Source organism: Streptomyces sp. NBC_00237 (genome assembly GCF_026342435.1).
GTDB lineage: Bacteria > Actinomycetota > Actinomycetes > Streptomycetales > Streptomycetaceae > Streptomyces.
In genome coordinates this window covers 456,031-468,856 of record NZ_JAPEMT010000003.1, presented here as the reverse complement: position 1 = coordinate 468,856, position 12,826 = coordinate 456,031, and the positions used below count along the sequence as shown (strand labels likewise).

General features: G+C 72.6%; 11 protein-coding genes. 3 read left to right on the top strand and 8 right to left on the bottom strand.

Annotated elements, in window-relative coordinates; translation table 11 throughout:
- Positions 1 to 3: 3 nt before the first annotated feature.
- On the bottom strand, positions 4 to 675 hold the full coding sequence (locus tag OG897_RS29000) for a response regulator transcription factor (RefSeq protein ID WP_266661296.1): 672 nt from the start codon (positions 673 to 675) through the stop codon (positions 4 to 6).
- 386 nt (positions 676 to 1,061) lie between these two features.
- Between OG897_RS29000 and OG897_RS28995 the strand changes: the two genes are divergently transcribed.
- From OG897_RS28995 to OG897_RS28985, 3 genes are all read left to right on the top strand, one after another.
- Positions 1,062 to 1,283, top strand: coding sequence for a hypothetical protein (locus tag OG897_RS28995; RefSeq protein WP_266661294.1), 222 nt, complete (start codon positions 1,062 to 1,064; stop codon positions 1,281 to 1,283).
- Positions 1,284 to 1,302: 19 nt separating this feature from the next.
- Entirely contained in the window at positions 1,303 to 1,779 is a 477-nt protein-coding gene (locus OG897_RS28990; protein WP_266661292.1) for a hypothetical protein, read from the top strand.
- Positions 1,780 to 1,872: 93 nt separating this feature from the next.
- Positions 1,873 to 3,516 carry a PP2C family protein-serine/threonine phosphatase gene (locus tag OG897_RS28985; protein WP_266661291.1) on the top strand — a complete coding sequence of 548 codons (1,644 nt, stop codon included), beginning with the start codon at positions 1,873 to 1,875 and terminating at the stop codon, positions 3,514 to 3,516.
- 37 nt (positions 3,517 to 3,553) lie between these two features.
- Here the strand turns inward: OG897_RS28985 and OG897_RS28980 are convergent, their stop codons facing one another.
- From OG897_RS28980 to OG897_RS28950, 7 genes are all read right to left on the bottom strand, one after another.
- Positions 3,554 to 4,234, bottom strand: a complete 681-nt coding sequence (locus tag OG897_RS28980) for a DUF5825 family protein (protein ID WP_266661289.1) — start codon at positions 4,232 to 4,234, stop codon at positions 3,554 to 3,556.
- Between the two features lie 40 nt (positions 4,235 to 4,274).
- Positions 4,275 to 6,224, bottom strand: a complete 1,950-nt coding sequence (locus OG897_RS28975) for a RiPP maturation radical SAM C-methyltransferase (protein WP_266661287.1) — start codon at positions 6,222 to 6,224, stop codon at positions 4,275 to 4,277.
- A gap of 128 nt (positions 6,225 to 6,352) precedes the next feature.
- The gene (locus tag OG897_RS28970) at positions 6,353 to 6,475 is read right to left on the bottom strand and encodes a hypothetical protein (protein WP_266661285.1); all 123 of its coding nucleotides are present in this window, start codon (positions 6,473 to 6,475) and stop codon (positions 6,353 to 6,355) included.
- On the bottom strand, positions 6,435 to 8,372 hold the full coding sequence (locus OG897_RS28965; RefSeq protein ID WP_266661284.1) for a prolyl oligopeptidase family serine peptidase: 1,938 nt from the start codon (positions 8,370 to 8,372) through the stop codon (positions 6,435 to 6,437). Before OG897_RS28965 ends, OG897_RS28970 begins: the two co-directional genes overlap by 41 nt.
- Positions 8,369 to 9,850 carry an MFS transporter gene (locus tag OG897_RS28960; protein ID WP_266661283.1) on the bottom strand — a complete coding sequence of 494 codons (1,482 nt, stop codon included), beginning with the start codon at positions 9,848 to 9,850 and terminating at the stop codon, positions 8,369 to 8,371. Before OG897_RS28960 ends, OG897_RS28965 begins: the two co-directional genes overlap by 4 nt.
- Positions 9,851 to 10,532: 682 nt before the next feature.
- Positions 10,533 to 11,531: a type I glyceraldehyde-3-phosphate dehydrogenase gene (gene gap / locus OG897_RS28955; RefSeq protein ID WP_266661282.1), complete on the bottom strand. Its 999-nt coding sequence runs from the start codon at positions 11,529 to 11,531 to the stop codon at positions 10,533 to 10,535.
- A 146-nt stretch (positions 11,532 to 11,677) separates the two neighbouring features.
- Complete coding sequence (locus OG897_RS28950) at positions 11,678 to 12,634, bottom strand: GlxA family transcriptional regulator (protein WP_266661281.1); 957 nt, start codon at positions 12,632 to 12,634, stop codon at positions 11,678 to 11,680.
- Positions 12,635 to 12,826: the final 192 nt, after the last annotated feature.

The window sequence follows — 12,826 nt, the reverse complement described above, 5'->3', positions numbered from 1 at the left end:
CCCTCACACCCAGCCGGCACCGTGCGCGATGCGTATCGCGTCCACCCGGTTGCGGGCGCCGGTCTTGCGGATGGCCGCCGCCAGGTAGTTGCGCACGGTCCCCCGGGACAGATGCAGGGAGAGCGCGATCTCACCGACGCCGGACCCGGCGGCGGCCAGGGCGAGCACGCTCAACTCCCGTGGCGTCAGGGGGATTTCCGTGGCGTGCAGGAGGCCGACGGCCAGTGACACGTCGACGTACCGCTCTCCTCTCGCGACCGCGCGGATCCCTGCGGCCAGTCGCTCGGGAGAGCCTCCCTTGTCGACGTAGCCGAGAGCGCCCGCGTCGAAGGCGCGGCGCAGCACGCCCGGCCGGTGGGGGGCTGCCAGCACCAGCAGCCCGGCACCCTTGGGCCGCGTGGGGTCGGCGGGGCGCGCCGCGTCGCGCGGTGCGTCGGGGGCCGTGGCCGGTAAACCGAGTAAGCCCGCCGAGCCCGGTAAGCAGGCCGCGTGCGACGGTGCGGGCCGAGGCAGGAACTCCTCCGCGTCCGTCACCCACACGTCCGCCCAGCCCGGGTCCTCCGCGACGGCGTCCGCGGGCCCGCGGAACACGTCGAAATCCTCTTGCTCACGCAGCAGCACCACGAGGGCCGAACTGAACAGACCTGTCGGATGGGCGACTTGGACACGTATCACACTGCACTCCTTCACCAGGGACCCCGCGCGGGCCCAAAGGGACTCCGCCACTCCAGTGCCCATGCCGGAAGCGAAGCAACACCCCGGGCCGGATCCCGCGAAGCACGGGGGGCTCATCGCCCGTCGCCGTGCGCCACCATGCGCTCCGAACAAGCGTGCGCGCAGGTCTCCCGGTGGAGGCCGGGCGGGGGGGAGGCGGAGACGCCAGGGCCACGATCGGCACGTTGGTCGCACACCGCGCGATCGGGTGCGGCCCATGCGTCGCACCTACGCCGCCCTCCGCACTTTGACGAACAGAAGTACGCCTCACAACTCCTTCCCCACAGGGGAGTTGCTGCATACGGTCGCCCCAACCAGCCGTTACCCCTATGCCGAGGAGTAAGTACATGAACCCCAACATCCGTGCCGCAGCCGCCACGGCGGCACTCGTCACCGGACTCCTCGCGGCAGGCGGCGTCGCCGGCGCGGCGGAGAGAACCGACGCCGACAGCCTCTCCGCGCACATTCAGAAGGCCGTCGTCGCCGAACAACAGCTCGACGGGACCACCGGCGGACCGGTCCTGGGCTTCATCGTGAATCCTGCCGCCGCCGAAACCGCGACCTCCTGACCGTAGGGAGGTGCCTACCGTGGACGATCACGGCGAAGACCACGTCAACTGGTGTCCCAGCGGGGACGCCCACCGTCCCGAGTCCCTCGTCCTGGGCGTCAGATCGGGCGAGCACGGCCAGGTCGTCTACCTCGACGAACCGGTGCCCGCGGCGGACGTGCTGTCGAGCATCCCCGCAGGCATCGCACCGAGCCGGATCCTTCGATTCGCCTCGCACTGCACGCCCGCCTGCGCGAACCGGGTGGGAGACGACTGCGGCCTGATCCGGCGCATCCAGACCCTGCCGACCCCGCGTGACAGCGGAGCCGTGCCGCGCTGCCACCTCCGTCCGCGCTGCAAGTGGTGGAACCAGACCGGAGTGGACGCCTGCCACCGCTGCCCCGCCCTCGCCACGCTCCACTCCGCCGACGACCAGCTCGCCACGCTGGTCGCCGACCCGTCCACGACCGTCGAGCAATTGGAGGACTGGATCGCCGAGGCCGAGCGAACCGGGTGAAATGGGGGCGTCGCCAGCAAGGTCCGGCGGGGCCTGCGCGATGCCCCCGCACAAGAGCTGAATCATCGTCGCGCGGCGTGCCATGCTCAGGGCATGACTGACCGCGATGAGCTGGGAGAGGCTCCACCGAGTGGCGAAGGCTGTGGGGACGTGGACGGCACCCCCGTCTTGTCCACCAGCCACTACGTCGTGCCCCGGCGACCCGTGGGGGACGACGGCCAGTCGCTCGCCGTGTCGGTGTCCGCGGTGCAGGAGGTCCTGAACGCTCTGCCCGGCTCCGCCACGTTCCTGATGCCGGTGTACGGGCCCGACAGCGCGGTCGTGGACTTCCGGGTGGTGGCCGCTTCACCCGATGCGGTCGACATCGGCGGCCGCCGGGGCAAGGAGATGGTCGGCCTCAGCGTCCTGGAGACGTACCCGACGGTCGCGGACAGCGACGTGTGGCGCGGGTACCTCGCGGTGCTGGAAGGCGGCGGCCGCTACGATGGGGAGCCGTTCGAGTACGAGGAGGCGCTCGCCGGAATACCGCGCCGGTCGCGCTTCGCCGTGCGTGCGGCGGCCTGCCACGGCGGGCTGATCGTCTCCTGGGTGCGGCTGGACACCGGCGAGCGCGAGCAGCGCCGCCTGGCGGTGATGCAGCGTCTGGGCGGGATGGGGTGGGCCGACTGGGACCTGGTGCTCAACGAGATCACCTGGTCGGACGAGGTCTTCGCGGTCTTCGGCCGTGACCGGGCGCTGGGCCCGATGACGCTGGAGGAGCTTTCCTCCCAGGCGCTCCCGGAGGACCGCCCCGGGGTGGGCGAGACCGTGCGGCAGTTGCTGAGCGGGGGCGACCCCGTCGACCACTCGTTTCGCATCACCACACCCGACGGCGAATTGCGGCACGTACGCATCGTCGCGGAGGCGGAACTCGACGTGGACGACGTACCCGTGGAGGTCCACGGCTTCTTCCAGGACCGCACCGGACTGAACCGGGCCGCGCAGGAAGTGCTGGAGCACCAGCAGGCGGCCTCCGCCCAGCGCAGTCTGCTGGCCGCCGAGAAGGACCTCGCCGCCCGCCTCCAGCACGCCCTGCTCCCGCTGCCGCAGCAGTCCCTGCGCCTGTCAGGACTGACGGTGGACGTGGCGTACCACCCCTTGCAGGAGGGTCTGAACGTGGGGGGCGACTGGTACAGCGCCATCGAACTCCCGGACGGCAGCGCCCTGTTGGTCGTCGGGGACGTCGCGGGGCACGGGCTGGACGCGGTCGCCACCATGGCCCAGTTGCGCTTCACCGCCAAGGCCATGGCCATCACCGGCACGCCCCTGCCCGAGATCCTCACCCGCCTCAACACCCTGCTGCTGCACACCGCCGGGCGGAACTACGGCACCGCCACGATGATCATGGGCCGGTACGATCCCGCCACCGCCCGGCTCACCTGGGTGCAGGCTGGGCACTTGCCGCCGCTGCTGCTGCGCGAGGGCCAGCCCCGCTATCTGCCGGTCCCCCGGGGCATCCTGCTCGGTGCCATGGCGGCGCCCGTCTACGAGGAGGCCACCCTCCAACTGCTGCCCGGCGACCACCTGTTGCTCTTCACCGACGGCCTGGTCGAGGTGCCGGGCCGCGACGTCTACGAGGGCCTCGCCCGCCTCGCCCGCTCCGCCGCGGACCACGCGGGAGACACCCGCATCCTGGACGCGCTGGTCGGTCCCGACTCCCGCCACGACGACACCTGCGCACTGCACGTCGCCCTGTGACCGTGCCGCCGCGGGGGCGAGACCTCCCGCCGCCACGTCAGATCGCCATGGCCTCCTGGGTCCACCGGCTCACCCGGTAGGGAACCCACCAGGCCAGCGGGCCCAGATGGAGGACGAGGCGTTCCCCGGTGAAGTCGTCGAGCGCGTCCCGGGGCACGTCCTGCTGCGGGGCTCCGTAGGCGAGCGCGTCGACGGCGGTGCGGTAGTGCGGCTCGTCCGCGGTGAAGCGCTGGAGGTTGCCCCAGCGGCGGTCGCGGATCTGGAAGAAGCCGGGGCCGTTGCGCCACAGGCACTTGCCCAGGTAGTGGCCACCGCGCCAGGTGGCCAGCGCGGCCTGGGCGTCGGGATGGCCGTGCAGGGTGCGGGGCGGCTGGAGGTGGCTGAGGACGAGCGGGTCTTCGGGGCGGGCGGGGTCCAGGCGCAGGTCCCATTCGACGAGTACGGCACGGGCGGTGAGGTCGCGGACCAGGCTGAGCGCCCGTACGGTGCGGCGGGCGGCGGCGAGGCCGTCGGTCGCGGTGAGGTCGACGGGCTCGGCGAGCCGGACCCGTCGGGCTCCGCTCTCCCAGAGCCGGTCGGCCTCCTCGGCGATGGGGCCGGTCAGTTCGAGGTCGCCCAGGAGCATTCCGGGAAGGGCGCAGGCGACTTCGTCGTAGTCGCGCCAGGCGGTGACGGCGAGGGGGGAGGCTGCTTCGGCGGGGGCGAGGGCTGTGTCCATGGCGGCGGTCTTTCCGTCTCGGGTCGGCGGGCGGGCTCGGTCAGGCCAGTGCGGGGGTGAGGTCCGGTGCCGGGTCCCGCTCGGGGCCCTGGTCCGCGTCCGGTGCCGGGACCGTGTGCCGGTGGCGCATGAAGTCCAGGCGCAGGAGGTCTTCGTTGACGGCTGCCGGGGCGAGGTGGACGTACTGTCCTGCGTCGGTGAAGACCAGGCCGAGGCGCACCCACTCGCTGAGGAGTGCTTCGACGTCGGCCTCGGTGCGGTCGTGGTCCCGTACGCGTGCGGTCGCCTTGCGCAGGAGGGCGGCGGGGGCGTGCGGCTGGTCCAGGAGGCGGAAGAGGGCGATCTCGAAGGGGTCGGTGAGTTCTTTCGTGTGCCAGTCGAAGGCGCGCCGCCTGCTGACCAGGACGATGCGCTCACCGAGGTCGGTGTGGGTGAGGCGGGCGTCCGCGTGGTGCTTCTTCCAGAGGGCGAGGACGTCGTTGAGGGCGGACACGGTGGGTTCGCCGATGCCGCGTTCGGGGGCCTCGAAGACGTACGCCAGGTCGTACAACTCCCGTTCCGGGAGGTCGTAGGTGAAGCGGTAGTGGGCTTCGGGGCGCAGGCCGTCGAAGCCGAGTTCGGGGCGGTTGAAGTACGGGCTGAAGCGTTCGATGGCGATGCGGGCGGAGAGGTCGACGGGCGGGTCGAGGTGTTCGAGGGCGGCGATCTGGCCGATGACGCCGTCGTAGTCCTCGGCGCTCTCGCCGGGGAAGCCGTGGAGGTAGTTCCAGGAGACGGAGAGCCCGGTCTCGGCTCCGTCCCGGAGCATGCGGACGTTCTGGCAGCCGCTGACGCCCTTGTCCATGAGGTCCAGGACGCGGTTGTTGAGGCTCTCGATGCCGGGCTGGACGTAGATGAGGCCCGCGTCGGAGAGGGTGCGCAGCTGGCTGCGGCGCATGTTGGCCTTGATCTCGATGTGCAGGCGCAGGTCGTAGCCGCTGTCGATGATGCGGGGCAGCACGGTGTTGAGGTAGCCCATGTCGAGGATGTTGTCGACGACGTACATGTCGAGGACCTTGTGCGTGCGGGCCAGGTCCATGATCTCGTCGTAGAAGACGTCGGGGCTCTTGCTGCGGAACTGCATGAAGGAGCCGTTGAGTCCGCAGAACGTGCAGTGGTGCTTCTCGCCCCACCAGCAGCCGCGCGCGCCCTCGACGACGAGTTTGGGCTCGACCCAGTTGCGGGCGACGGAGGCGGCGAGGCGTTCGAAGTAGCCGCTGTAGTCGGGCGGCAGGATCGTGGCGGGCGGCAGCGGGCTGGTGGCCATGGCGTTCGGTACGGACTCCCCGTCGTCGGCGCGGCGGCACAGGCCCGAGACCTTGCTCAGGTCGCCGTCCTCGCTGAGCGCGGTGAGCAGCTGGGGGAAGGCCGCCTCGCCCTCGCCGCGTACGACGAAGTCCACGAAGTCGAAGTTGCGGTGCAGGGCGGCGCCCTGTTCGGCGTCGCAGTTGGCACCGCCGATGACGGTCTTGATGTGCGGGGCGAGCCGCTTGACGTGCTTGGCGGCGGCCAGCGCCGCGGTGTTCTGCTGGAAGGTGGAGGTGAAGCCGACGACGTCGGGGTTCTCGGCGACGATGCGGCGGGCGATCTCGTCGACGAACTCCGGTACGACGGCGTGGAGTTCGTGGGACATCTTCATGCGGGCCTTGTTCAGGCGGGTCCGCATCGTCTCGGTGAACTCCTTCTGCCGCCAGGCCGGGTCGTCGTACAGGGCGGAGGAGAACACCCAGTCGCCGCAGCCCATGAAGTAGGAGGAGAGGGCGTAGTACTCGTAGTCGTCGGCGGTGAACTCGGTGCGGGCGGTGATCCAGTCGGTGAATTCGAGGTTGGCGTGCAGGACGGTCGCCGTCGCGCCGGGCACGCGCTCGTCGACGCTGCGTTTGAGTATCCCCAGGGCGAGCGACGGAAGGTCGATGGGCGACCAGGGCATATTGACGAGCAGGACACGCACGGGGAGCACTCCTTGGGGGCGGGGAGGGGTGGAGCCGGTCCGGGGCGCGAACGCCCCGGACCGGTCCTCTGTACGTACGTACGTGAGTGGCGAGTCGCCCACTCCGAGGTGCGGGAGCGGCGAAGTGCCTACTCCTCGTCCTGACCCTCTTCGGTGTTGCGGAAGGGAACCGTGACGGTGATGCCGACGCTCGGCTTGCGGTTCTCCTCGTCACCCGCGAGCGGGTCGTTGTTGATGATGTCCTTCTGCATGGTGGGTCGTCCTCTCCGTGGAGTGGTGCGATGTGCTGTCACCGGCCGGTACGGGCTTGCGCTCCGTGGGACCGGACTCCCCGCGCCGGGCGGCGGGGGATGCTGTGGGGGTGGTGCGCGGACGGCCTCGCGAAGCGCCGTCGCCGCGCGGGGTGCGGGAGCCCCGCAGGGTGCGGTCGAGGAAGAGGACGGCCGTGCGCAGGGCCAGGACGTGGTCGGCGCCGTCGTAGCCGTCGTGACCGGTGTCCAGCCAGAGGAGGTCGTGCTCCTTCTGACGCTTCGTCAACTCCGCCGCGTAGTCGTCGATCTGACCGGGCGGGCACTTCGCGTCGTGCCGGGCCGCGACGATCAGGAGAGGGGCCCGGAGGTCCGGGAGCCAGGTGTGGGGCGAACTGCGCGCGTACGCCTCGGGCAGCTCGTCGGGGGTGCCGCCGAAGAGCCGTTCGTCGAGGGCGCGCAGTGCGGGGGTGGTCGTGGCGTGGGCCCGGGCGAGGTGGGCGACGGGTTTCACGGCCACCCCCGCCTGCCAGAGGCCGGGGCGGACGCCGAGGGCGAGCAGGGTGAGGTAGCCGCCCCACGAAGTGCCCCACAGCGCGAGGGAGTCGGGGTCCGCCCAGCCTCGCTCGACGAGGTCGGCGCGGGCGGCGGCGAGGTCGGCGACCTGGGTGAGGCCGACGCCCTCGGTCATCGCGGCCCGCCAGGCGGGCCCGTACCCGGTGGAGCCCCGGTAGTTGACGCGGGCGACGCCGAACCCGGAGGCGACCAGGGAGTGCACGGTGCCGTCGTAGGCGTCCCGGTCGTGGTCGGCGGGCCCGCCGTGCACGAGGAACACCGTGGGCACGGGACCGCGCGCCCCCTCCGGGAGCGTGACCAGGGTGTGCAGGTCACCGTCCGCGCCCGGGGTCCACACGTCGTACGACACGCCGGGCACGGGGTCCGGCAGGCGCGGCAGGGTGGGCAGCGGGGTGCCCGCACTGGAGGTGGCGCGCGGGGGTTCGGCGGTGCTGGTCCAGAGCGTGTGGAGGTCGCCGCCCGCGTGTTCGACGGCGTCCAGGAGGGTGCCGGGGGCGGTGGGCAGGACGGTGAGGGTGCGGGTGTCGAGGTCGGCGCGGTGCAGGATGCTACGCCCGTGCCGGTCCTGGCGGATCAGTACGCTGCGGCCGTCCGGCCGCCAGCGCGCGGTGATCTCCGTGTCGAAGCCTGCCCAGGCGTGCGTGCGCACGGGCTCGCCCGGCCGCCAGGTGGCGAGGAGGTACCGGCCCGCGTGCTCCCGTACGAGCAGCAGATCACGGCGGCCCGCCGCAGAGGTGAAACCGAGCGACCACAACGCCGCACGTTCTTCGCCGAGTTGGGCGACGCGGGCCCCGTCCGACGTACGGAACACGGTCACGGCGTACGGGGAACGGGCCTGCCCTCCGACCGCGAGGAGGTCTCCTTCGGTGCTGATGCCGGTCAGGCTGGCGTGGTACGGAAGCCGGGTGACCCGGCGTGCGGGCCCGCCGCGCCGCCCGCCGTACACGGTGGTGCCCTCCCCGTCGCCCAGCGCGAGGGCCACGGCCCCACCGGCGCTGACCGCGAGTCCGCGCGCCTGGCCGACGGGAACCCCGCGCAGACCGTCGTGCGTCGGCCCGCCCTCGAAGGGCTGGAACCGCCACCGGCCGAAACCGTGCGTGTCCTCCTCGAACCACCACACGTGGGCGTCGGCGTCGACGGAGCAGTGGAAGGTGCCGCCCGGCCGGTCGGTGACCTGGCGTGCGGTGGCGGTGACGGTGTCCCAGGTGAAGACCTCGCAGCGGCCGTCCGCGTCGGCGGTGAACGCCATGCGGGTGGGGTCGAGGGAGCACACCTCGGGGAGGGCCGCGCGAAAGACGCGGTAGCGGGGAGCGGGGGCGGTCATGAGAGGCTCCCGGTCCCGGCGTCGTCGGCCCCTGCCACGCCGCCGGTACGGCTCTCCGGCTGCCCTGCCGTACCGCCCGTGAGCGCGCGGGAGCGGGACCGGCTGGTGTACGCCGCCAGGGCGAGCAGCGCCGCAGCGCAGCCCAGCGGGGGCCACGCCGCACCCGCCTCGGCCAGCACCCCCGCCGTCGCGGGGCCGAGCGCTGCCGCCCCGCCCGCTCCGGTGGCCAGGACCGCCCCGGCCCTGGCCTGGAGGTGCGCCGGGGCGGCGGCGATGGCCCGGGACTGGAGCACGACGGTGGCCACGGGCATGACCAGGCAGATCCCGCCGAACAGAGCCGCCTGCCACCAGGGCGAACGGGTCGCGGCCAGGGCCCCGGTGAGCGGTACGAGGAGCCAGGTCACCGCCAGCACGCTGCGGGCCGCTCCGATGCGTACGGCGAGCGCGGGGGCGGCCAGCGCTCCCCCGATTCCGGCGGCTCCCGCGACGGCCAGAACCGCTCCGGTGGCGGTGCCGCCGTGCCCGTCCTGCTGAAGGGTGAGCAGAACGCCGAAGTAGAGCGCGGCCAGCACTCCGTTGACGACGGAGGTCCAGACGAGCACGAGGCGCAGGACCGCCGAGTCGGCCACGAGCCGCAGTCCTGCGGCGAGTTCGGCGCGGGGCGAGAACCGGGAGCGGGTGGGAGCCGGGCCGGGCACGGCCGGTGCGGTGGCCTCCGTAGGGGGCTCCGCCGGTTGCGCCTGGCCCTTCCCCGTCGGCCCGGCGGAGCCGCCCGGAGCACGCAGGTCGGCCCGCATCGACCGTACGCAGACGGCCGTCACCGCGTACGACAGGGCGTCGACGGCGAAGGGCCAGGCGCGGCCCAGTTGGTAGAGGGCGCCCCCGAGCACGGGGCCGAGGACGAGGGCCAGCCGCTCCCCGACCTCCAGTCGGGCCACAGTACGGGCGTAGCCCTCCGGCGGGGTGAGCATGGCGACCGTGCCGCGCGCGGCGGCCTCGTACACGGCGGTGGCGAACCGTTCGACCAGCACTCCGGCCAGCACCAGCGCCAGAGGCGGTCGCCCCGTGGCGACCGCGACCGCCACGACCGTCATGGCCACGGCCGCCGCGCACGCGGACCACACCATCACCGGTTTACGGGCTCCACGGTCGGCGGGCACGGCCGCCAGCGGTCCGAGGACCAGGCCCAGGACCGCCGAAACGCCGACCACGACGCCGACCGAGGCGGGCGAATGCCCGAGGGCCAGCAGCAGGAGCGGAAGGACCACGCCGGAGGTCTGGCTGCCGAGGGCGTCGGCGGTGTTCGAGGTCCAGAAGAGGCGCAGGTCGCGTGGCGCGGCACCGCTTCCCGCCGAGCCCGGGACACCGCTTCCCGCCGAGCCCGGGGCACCGGACATCGGCGGTCTCGGGGGGCCGGACATCGGCGGCTCCGGGGAGCTCGGGTCGTGGTCCGCCTGCGCCGCCGAAGCCTCCGCCATTGCCCGCCCCCTTCCGGTTCTCCCACTCGTGCACGGCGGCACTGCCCGGCTCACACGGGCACACCACACCTGTTCACGATTCGTCCAAGAAATTGCAGAAAGAGCGAAGGAACGGAAACGAGCCGGAGCCTAACCACCCGACTTCGAGCCCCACAAGACTGCTGCCACACCTGCCGAGTGACGCCCGGCGGCTCAATTCCGTTTGTGCACAAGGAAGTTGTAGGCGGCCACACCACCATTCGGCGCTTACCGGCGCCGGGCCCTGCGCCGCAGCCCCGCACACCCGGAAGCCGCCTCCTCGCGTCCGGGGAGCATTCGCTCGGGCACACGGGCGTCACGCATTCCCTGACCGGAACCGGACCACTTCATTCCCAGAGGCGAAGGCTCACGCCGGGCGCGTCGCCGTGCGGCCCGGGAACGCCGCTCAGGGCCGAGGCGATGCGCTGACGGAGCCGGACTTGTCGGGACGCCGCACCGAAAGCCCTTTCCCTCGCCATCATTGGCCGGAAGCGATCGTGAAGCTTCCAGCGTTTTCCGGCCGCGCCAGGACGGCGATTCCAGCCGTGCGGCGTTCTTGCCGCGGTTCTTCCCGCCGTTCGTCGACTCCGGGGCACGCACGAAACCCACGGGCCCGTGACCGGGGCCCCACGGCCGGGGCCCCGAGGCCCCGGCCCTCCCTGGCTCAGGGGGCCGCGAGGAATTCGAGCGTGTCGATCACGCGGTTCGAGAAGCCCCACTCGTTGTCGTACCAGGCGACCACCTTGACGTGGCGGCCGTCGACGCGGGTGAGGGCCGAGTCGAAGATCGACGAAGCGGGGTTGCCCGTGATGTCGGACGAGACGAGAGGGTCGTCGGAGTATTCGAGGACTCCGGCCAGCGGGCCTTCCGCCGCCGCCCGGTACGCCGCCAGCACGTCGTCGCGCGTCACGTCGCGGGCGACGGTCGTGTTGAGTTCGACGATCGAGCCCACCGGCACGGGCACGCGGATCGAGTCGCCGGAGAGCTTGCCTTCGAGGTTGGGCAGCACCAGGCCGATCGCCTTGGCGGCGCCCGTCGTGGTCGGCACGATGTTGACGCCTGCGGCGCGGGCGCGGCGGGCGTCGCGGTGCGGGCCGTCCTGGAGGTTCTGCTCCTGGGTATAGGCGTGCACGGTCGTCATGAACCCGTGCTCGATGCCCGCGAGTTGGTCCAGGACGGAGGCCAGCGGGGCGAGCGCGTTGGTGGTGCAGGAGGCGCTGGAGACGACCGTGTGGACGGCCGGGTCGTACGCGTCGGTGTTGACGCCGAACGCGAGCGTGACGTCCGCGCCTTCCGACGGCGCGCTGACCAGTACCTTCTTCGCGCCCGCGTCAAGGTGGGCACGGGCGGCCTTGGCGGAGGTGAAGCGGCCGGTGGCCTCCAGGACGATGTCGACGCCGAGTTCGGCCCACGGCAGCTGCGCCGGTTCGCGCTCGGCCAGCACCCTGATGCGGCGGCCGTCGACGACGAGGGCGTCCCCGTCGACGGTCACCGGGCGCCCGAGCCGTCCGGCGGTGCTGTCGTAGGCGAGCAGCCGGGCCAGAGTGGCGGGCTCCGTCAGGTCGTTGACGGCGACGACCTCCAGGGCGCTGTCGCGCTCCAGCAGGGCGCGCAGCACGTTGCGTCCGATGCGGCCGAATCCGTTGATGGCGATACGCGTCATGAGTGGGGCCTCTTCCCGTGTGTACGAGTGTGTACGAGGTGCTTTGCCCCACCAGACTCGCCCGTGGCAGCCCCCGCCGACAGTGGCGGGAGCGCCATGGTTCACCAGGATTCCGCCAGGTGGGACGCCCGGGTCCGGCGCGCGGATCACCGGCCTCTGGTGAAGGTCCGCCGGTACTCGGTGGGGGTGGTGCCGAGGATGCGCTGGAAGTGCAGGCGCAGGTTCGCGCCGGTGCCGAGCCCGGTGTCGGCTGCTATCTGCTCGACACTGTGCTGGGAGCGCTCCAGCAGTTCGCGTGCCAGGTCGACGCGGGCGCGCATCACCCACTGCATCGGCGTGCAGCCGGTCTCCTCGACGAAGCGCCGGGAGAACGTGCGCGGCGAGACCCCCGCCCGGCGCGCGAGCAGGTCGAGGGTGAGGGGCTCGCCGAGCCGGTGCAGCGCCCATTCGCGGGTGGCGGCGAACCGTTCGCCGAGCGGCTCGGGAACACTCCGCGGTACGTACTGGGCCTGGCCGCCGCTGCGGTACGGGGCGGCGACCAGGCGCCGGGCGGCGTGGTGGGAGGCGGTCACGCCGAGGTCGCCGCGCAGGATGTGCAGGCAGAGGTCGATGCCGGAGGCGGCGCCCGCCGAGGTGAGCACGCTGCCCTCGTCGACGAACAGCACGTTCGGGTCGACGTGGACGCGGGGGTGCCGGGCGGCGAGGGCCCGCGTGTAGTGCCAGTGGGTCGTGGCGCGCCTGCCGTCGAGCAGGCCGGTGGCGGCGAGTGCGAACGCGCCGGTCGAGATGGCGGCGAGCCGGGCGCCCCGGTCGTGGGCGGCGACCAGGGCGCCGACGACGGCGGGCGGCGGATCGTCACGGTCCGGGAACCGGTACCCGGGCACGAACACCACGTCGGCCCACTCCAGCACCTCCAGCCCGTGGGCGACGTGGTACGCGAGACCGTCGCCGCCGGTCACGAGCCCGGGCGCCGCGCCGCACACCCGGACTTCGTACGGCATGCTCACGCGGGTCGTGAACACCTGGGCGGGGATGCCGACGTCGAGCGGCTTGGCGCCTTCGAGGACGAGGACGGCGACGCGGTGAGGTCGGGACGAGGACACGGGAAGAGGCTACGCGGGGCCGTGGCCCGGGCCACCGGCCGGTACCGCGCGGCGACGGGCCACGGGACGCGGCACCCACCGCCCACGGTGCAATCGCTGGACTCCGGGCGGGGCGCCCCGGAAGCACCCTGACCTCACGCACTCTGCTCGCGAGGCCGGGCCGCCCCACGTCACGGAGGTCCACGAGGCAGT

Excerpts from the sequence above, each read along its gene's own strand:
- OG897_RS28995 (WP_266661294.1), top strand. The coding sequence starts at position 1,062 with ATGAACCCCAACATCCGTGCCGCAGCCGCCACGGCGGCACTCGTCACC.
- OG897_RS28985 (WP_266661291.1), top strand. The coding sequence starts at position 1,873 with ATGACTGACCGCGATGAGCTGGGAGAGGCTCCACCGAGTGGCGAAGGC.
- OG897_RS28980 (WP_266661289.1), bottom strand. The coding sequence starts at position 4,234 with ATGGACACAGCCCTCGCCCCCGCCGAAGCAGCCTCCCCCCTCGCCGTC.
- OG897_RS28970 (WP_266661285.1), bottom strand. The coding sequence starts at position 6,475 with ATGCAGAAGGACATCATCAACAACGACCCGCTCGCGGGTGACGAGGAG.
- OG897_RS28965 (WP_266661284.1), bottom strand. The coding sequence starts at position 8,372 with ATGACCGCCCCCGCTCCCCGCTACCGCGTCTTTCGCGCGGCCCTCCCC.
- OG897_RS28960 (WP_266661283.1), bottom strand. The coding sequence starts at position 9,850 with ATGGCGGAGGCTTCGGCGGCGCAGGCGGACCACGACCCGAGCTCCCCG.
- gap (WP_266661282.1), bottom strand. The coding sequence starts at position 11,531 with ATGACGCGTATCGCCATCAACGGATTCGGCCGCATCGGACGCAACGTG.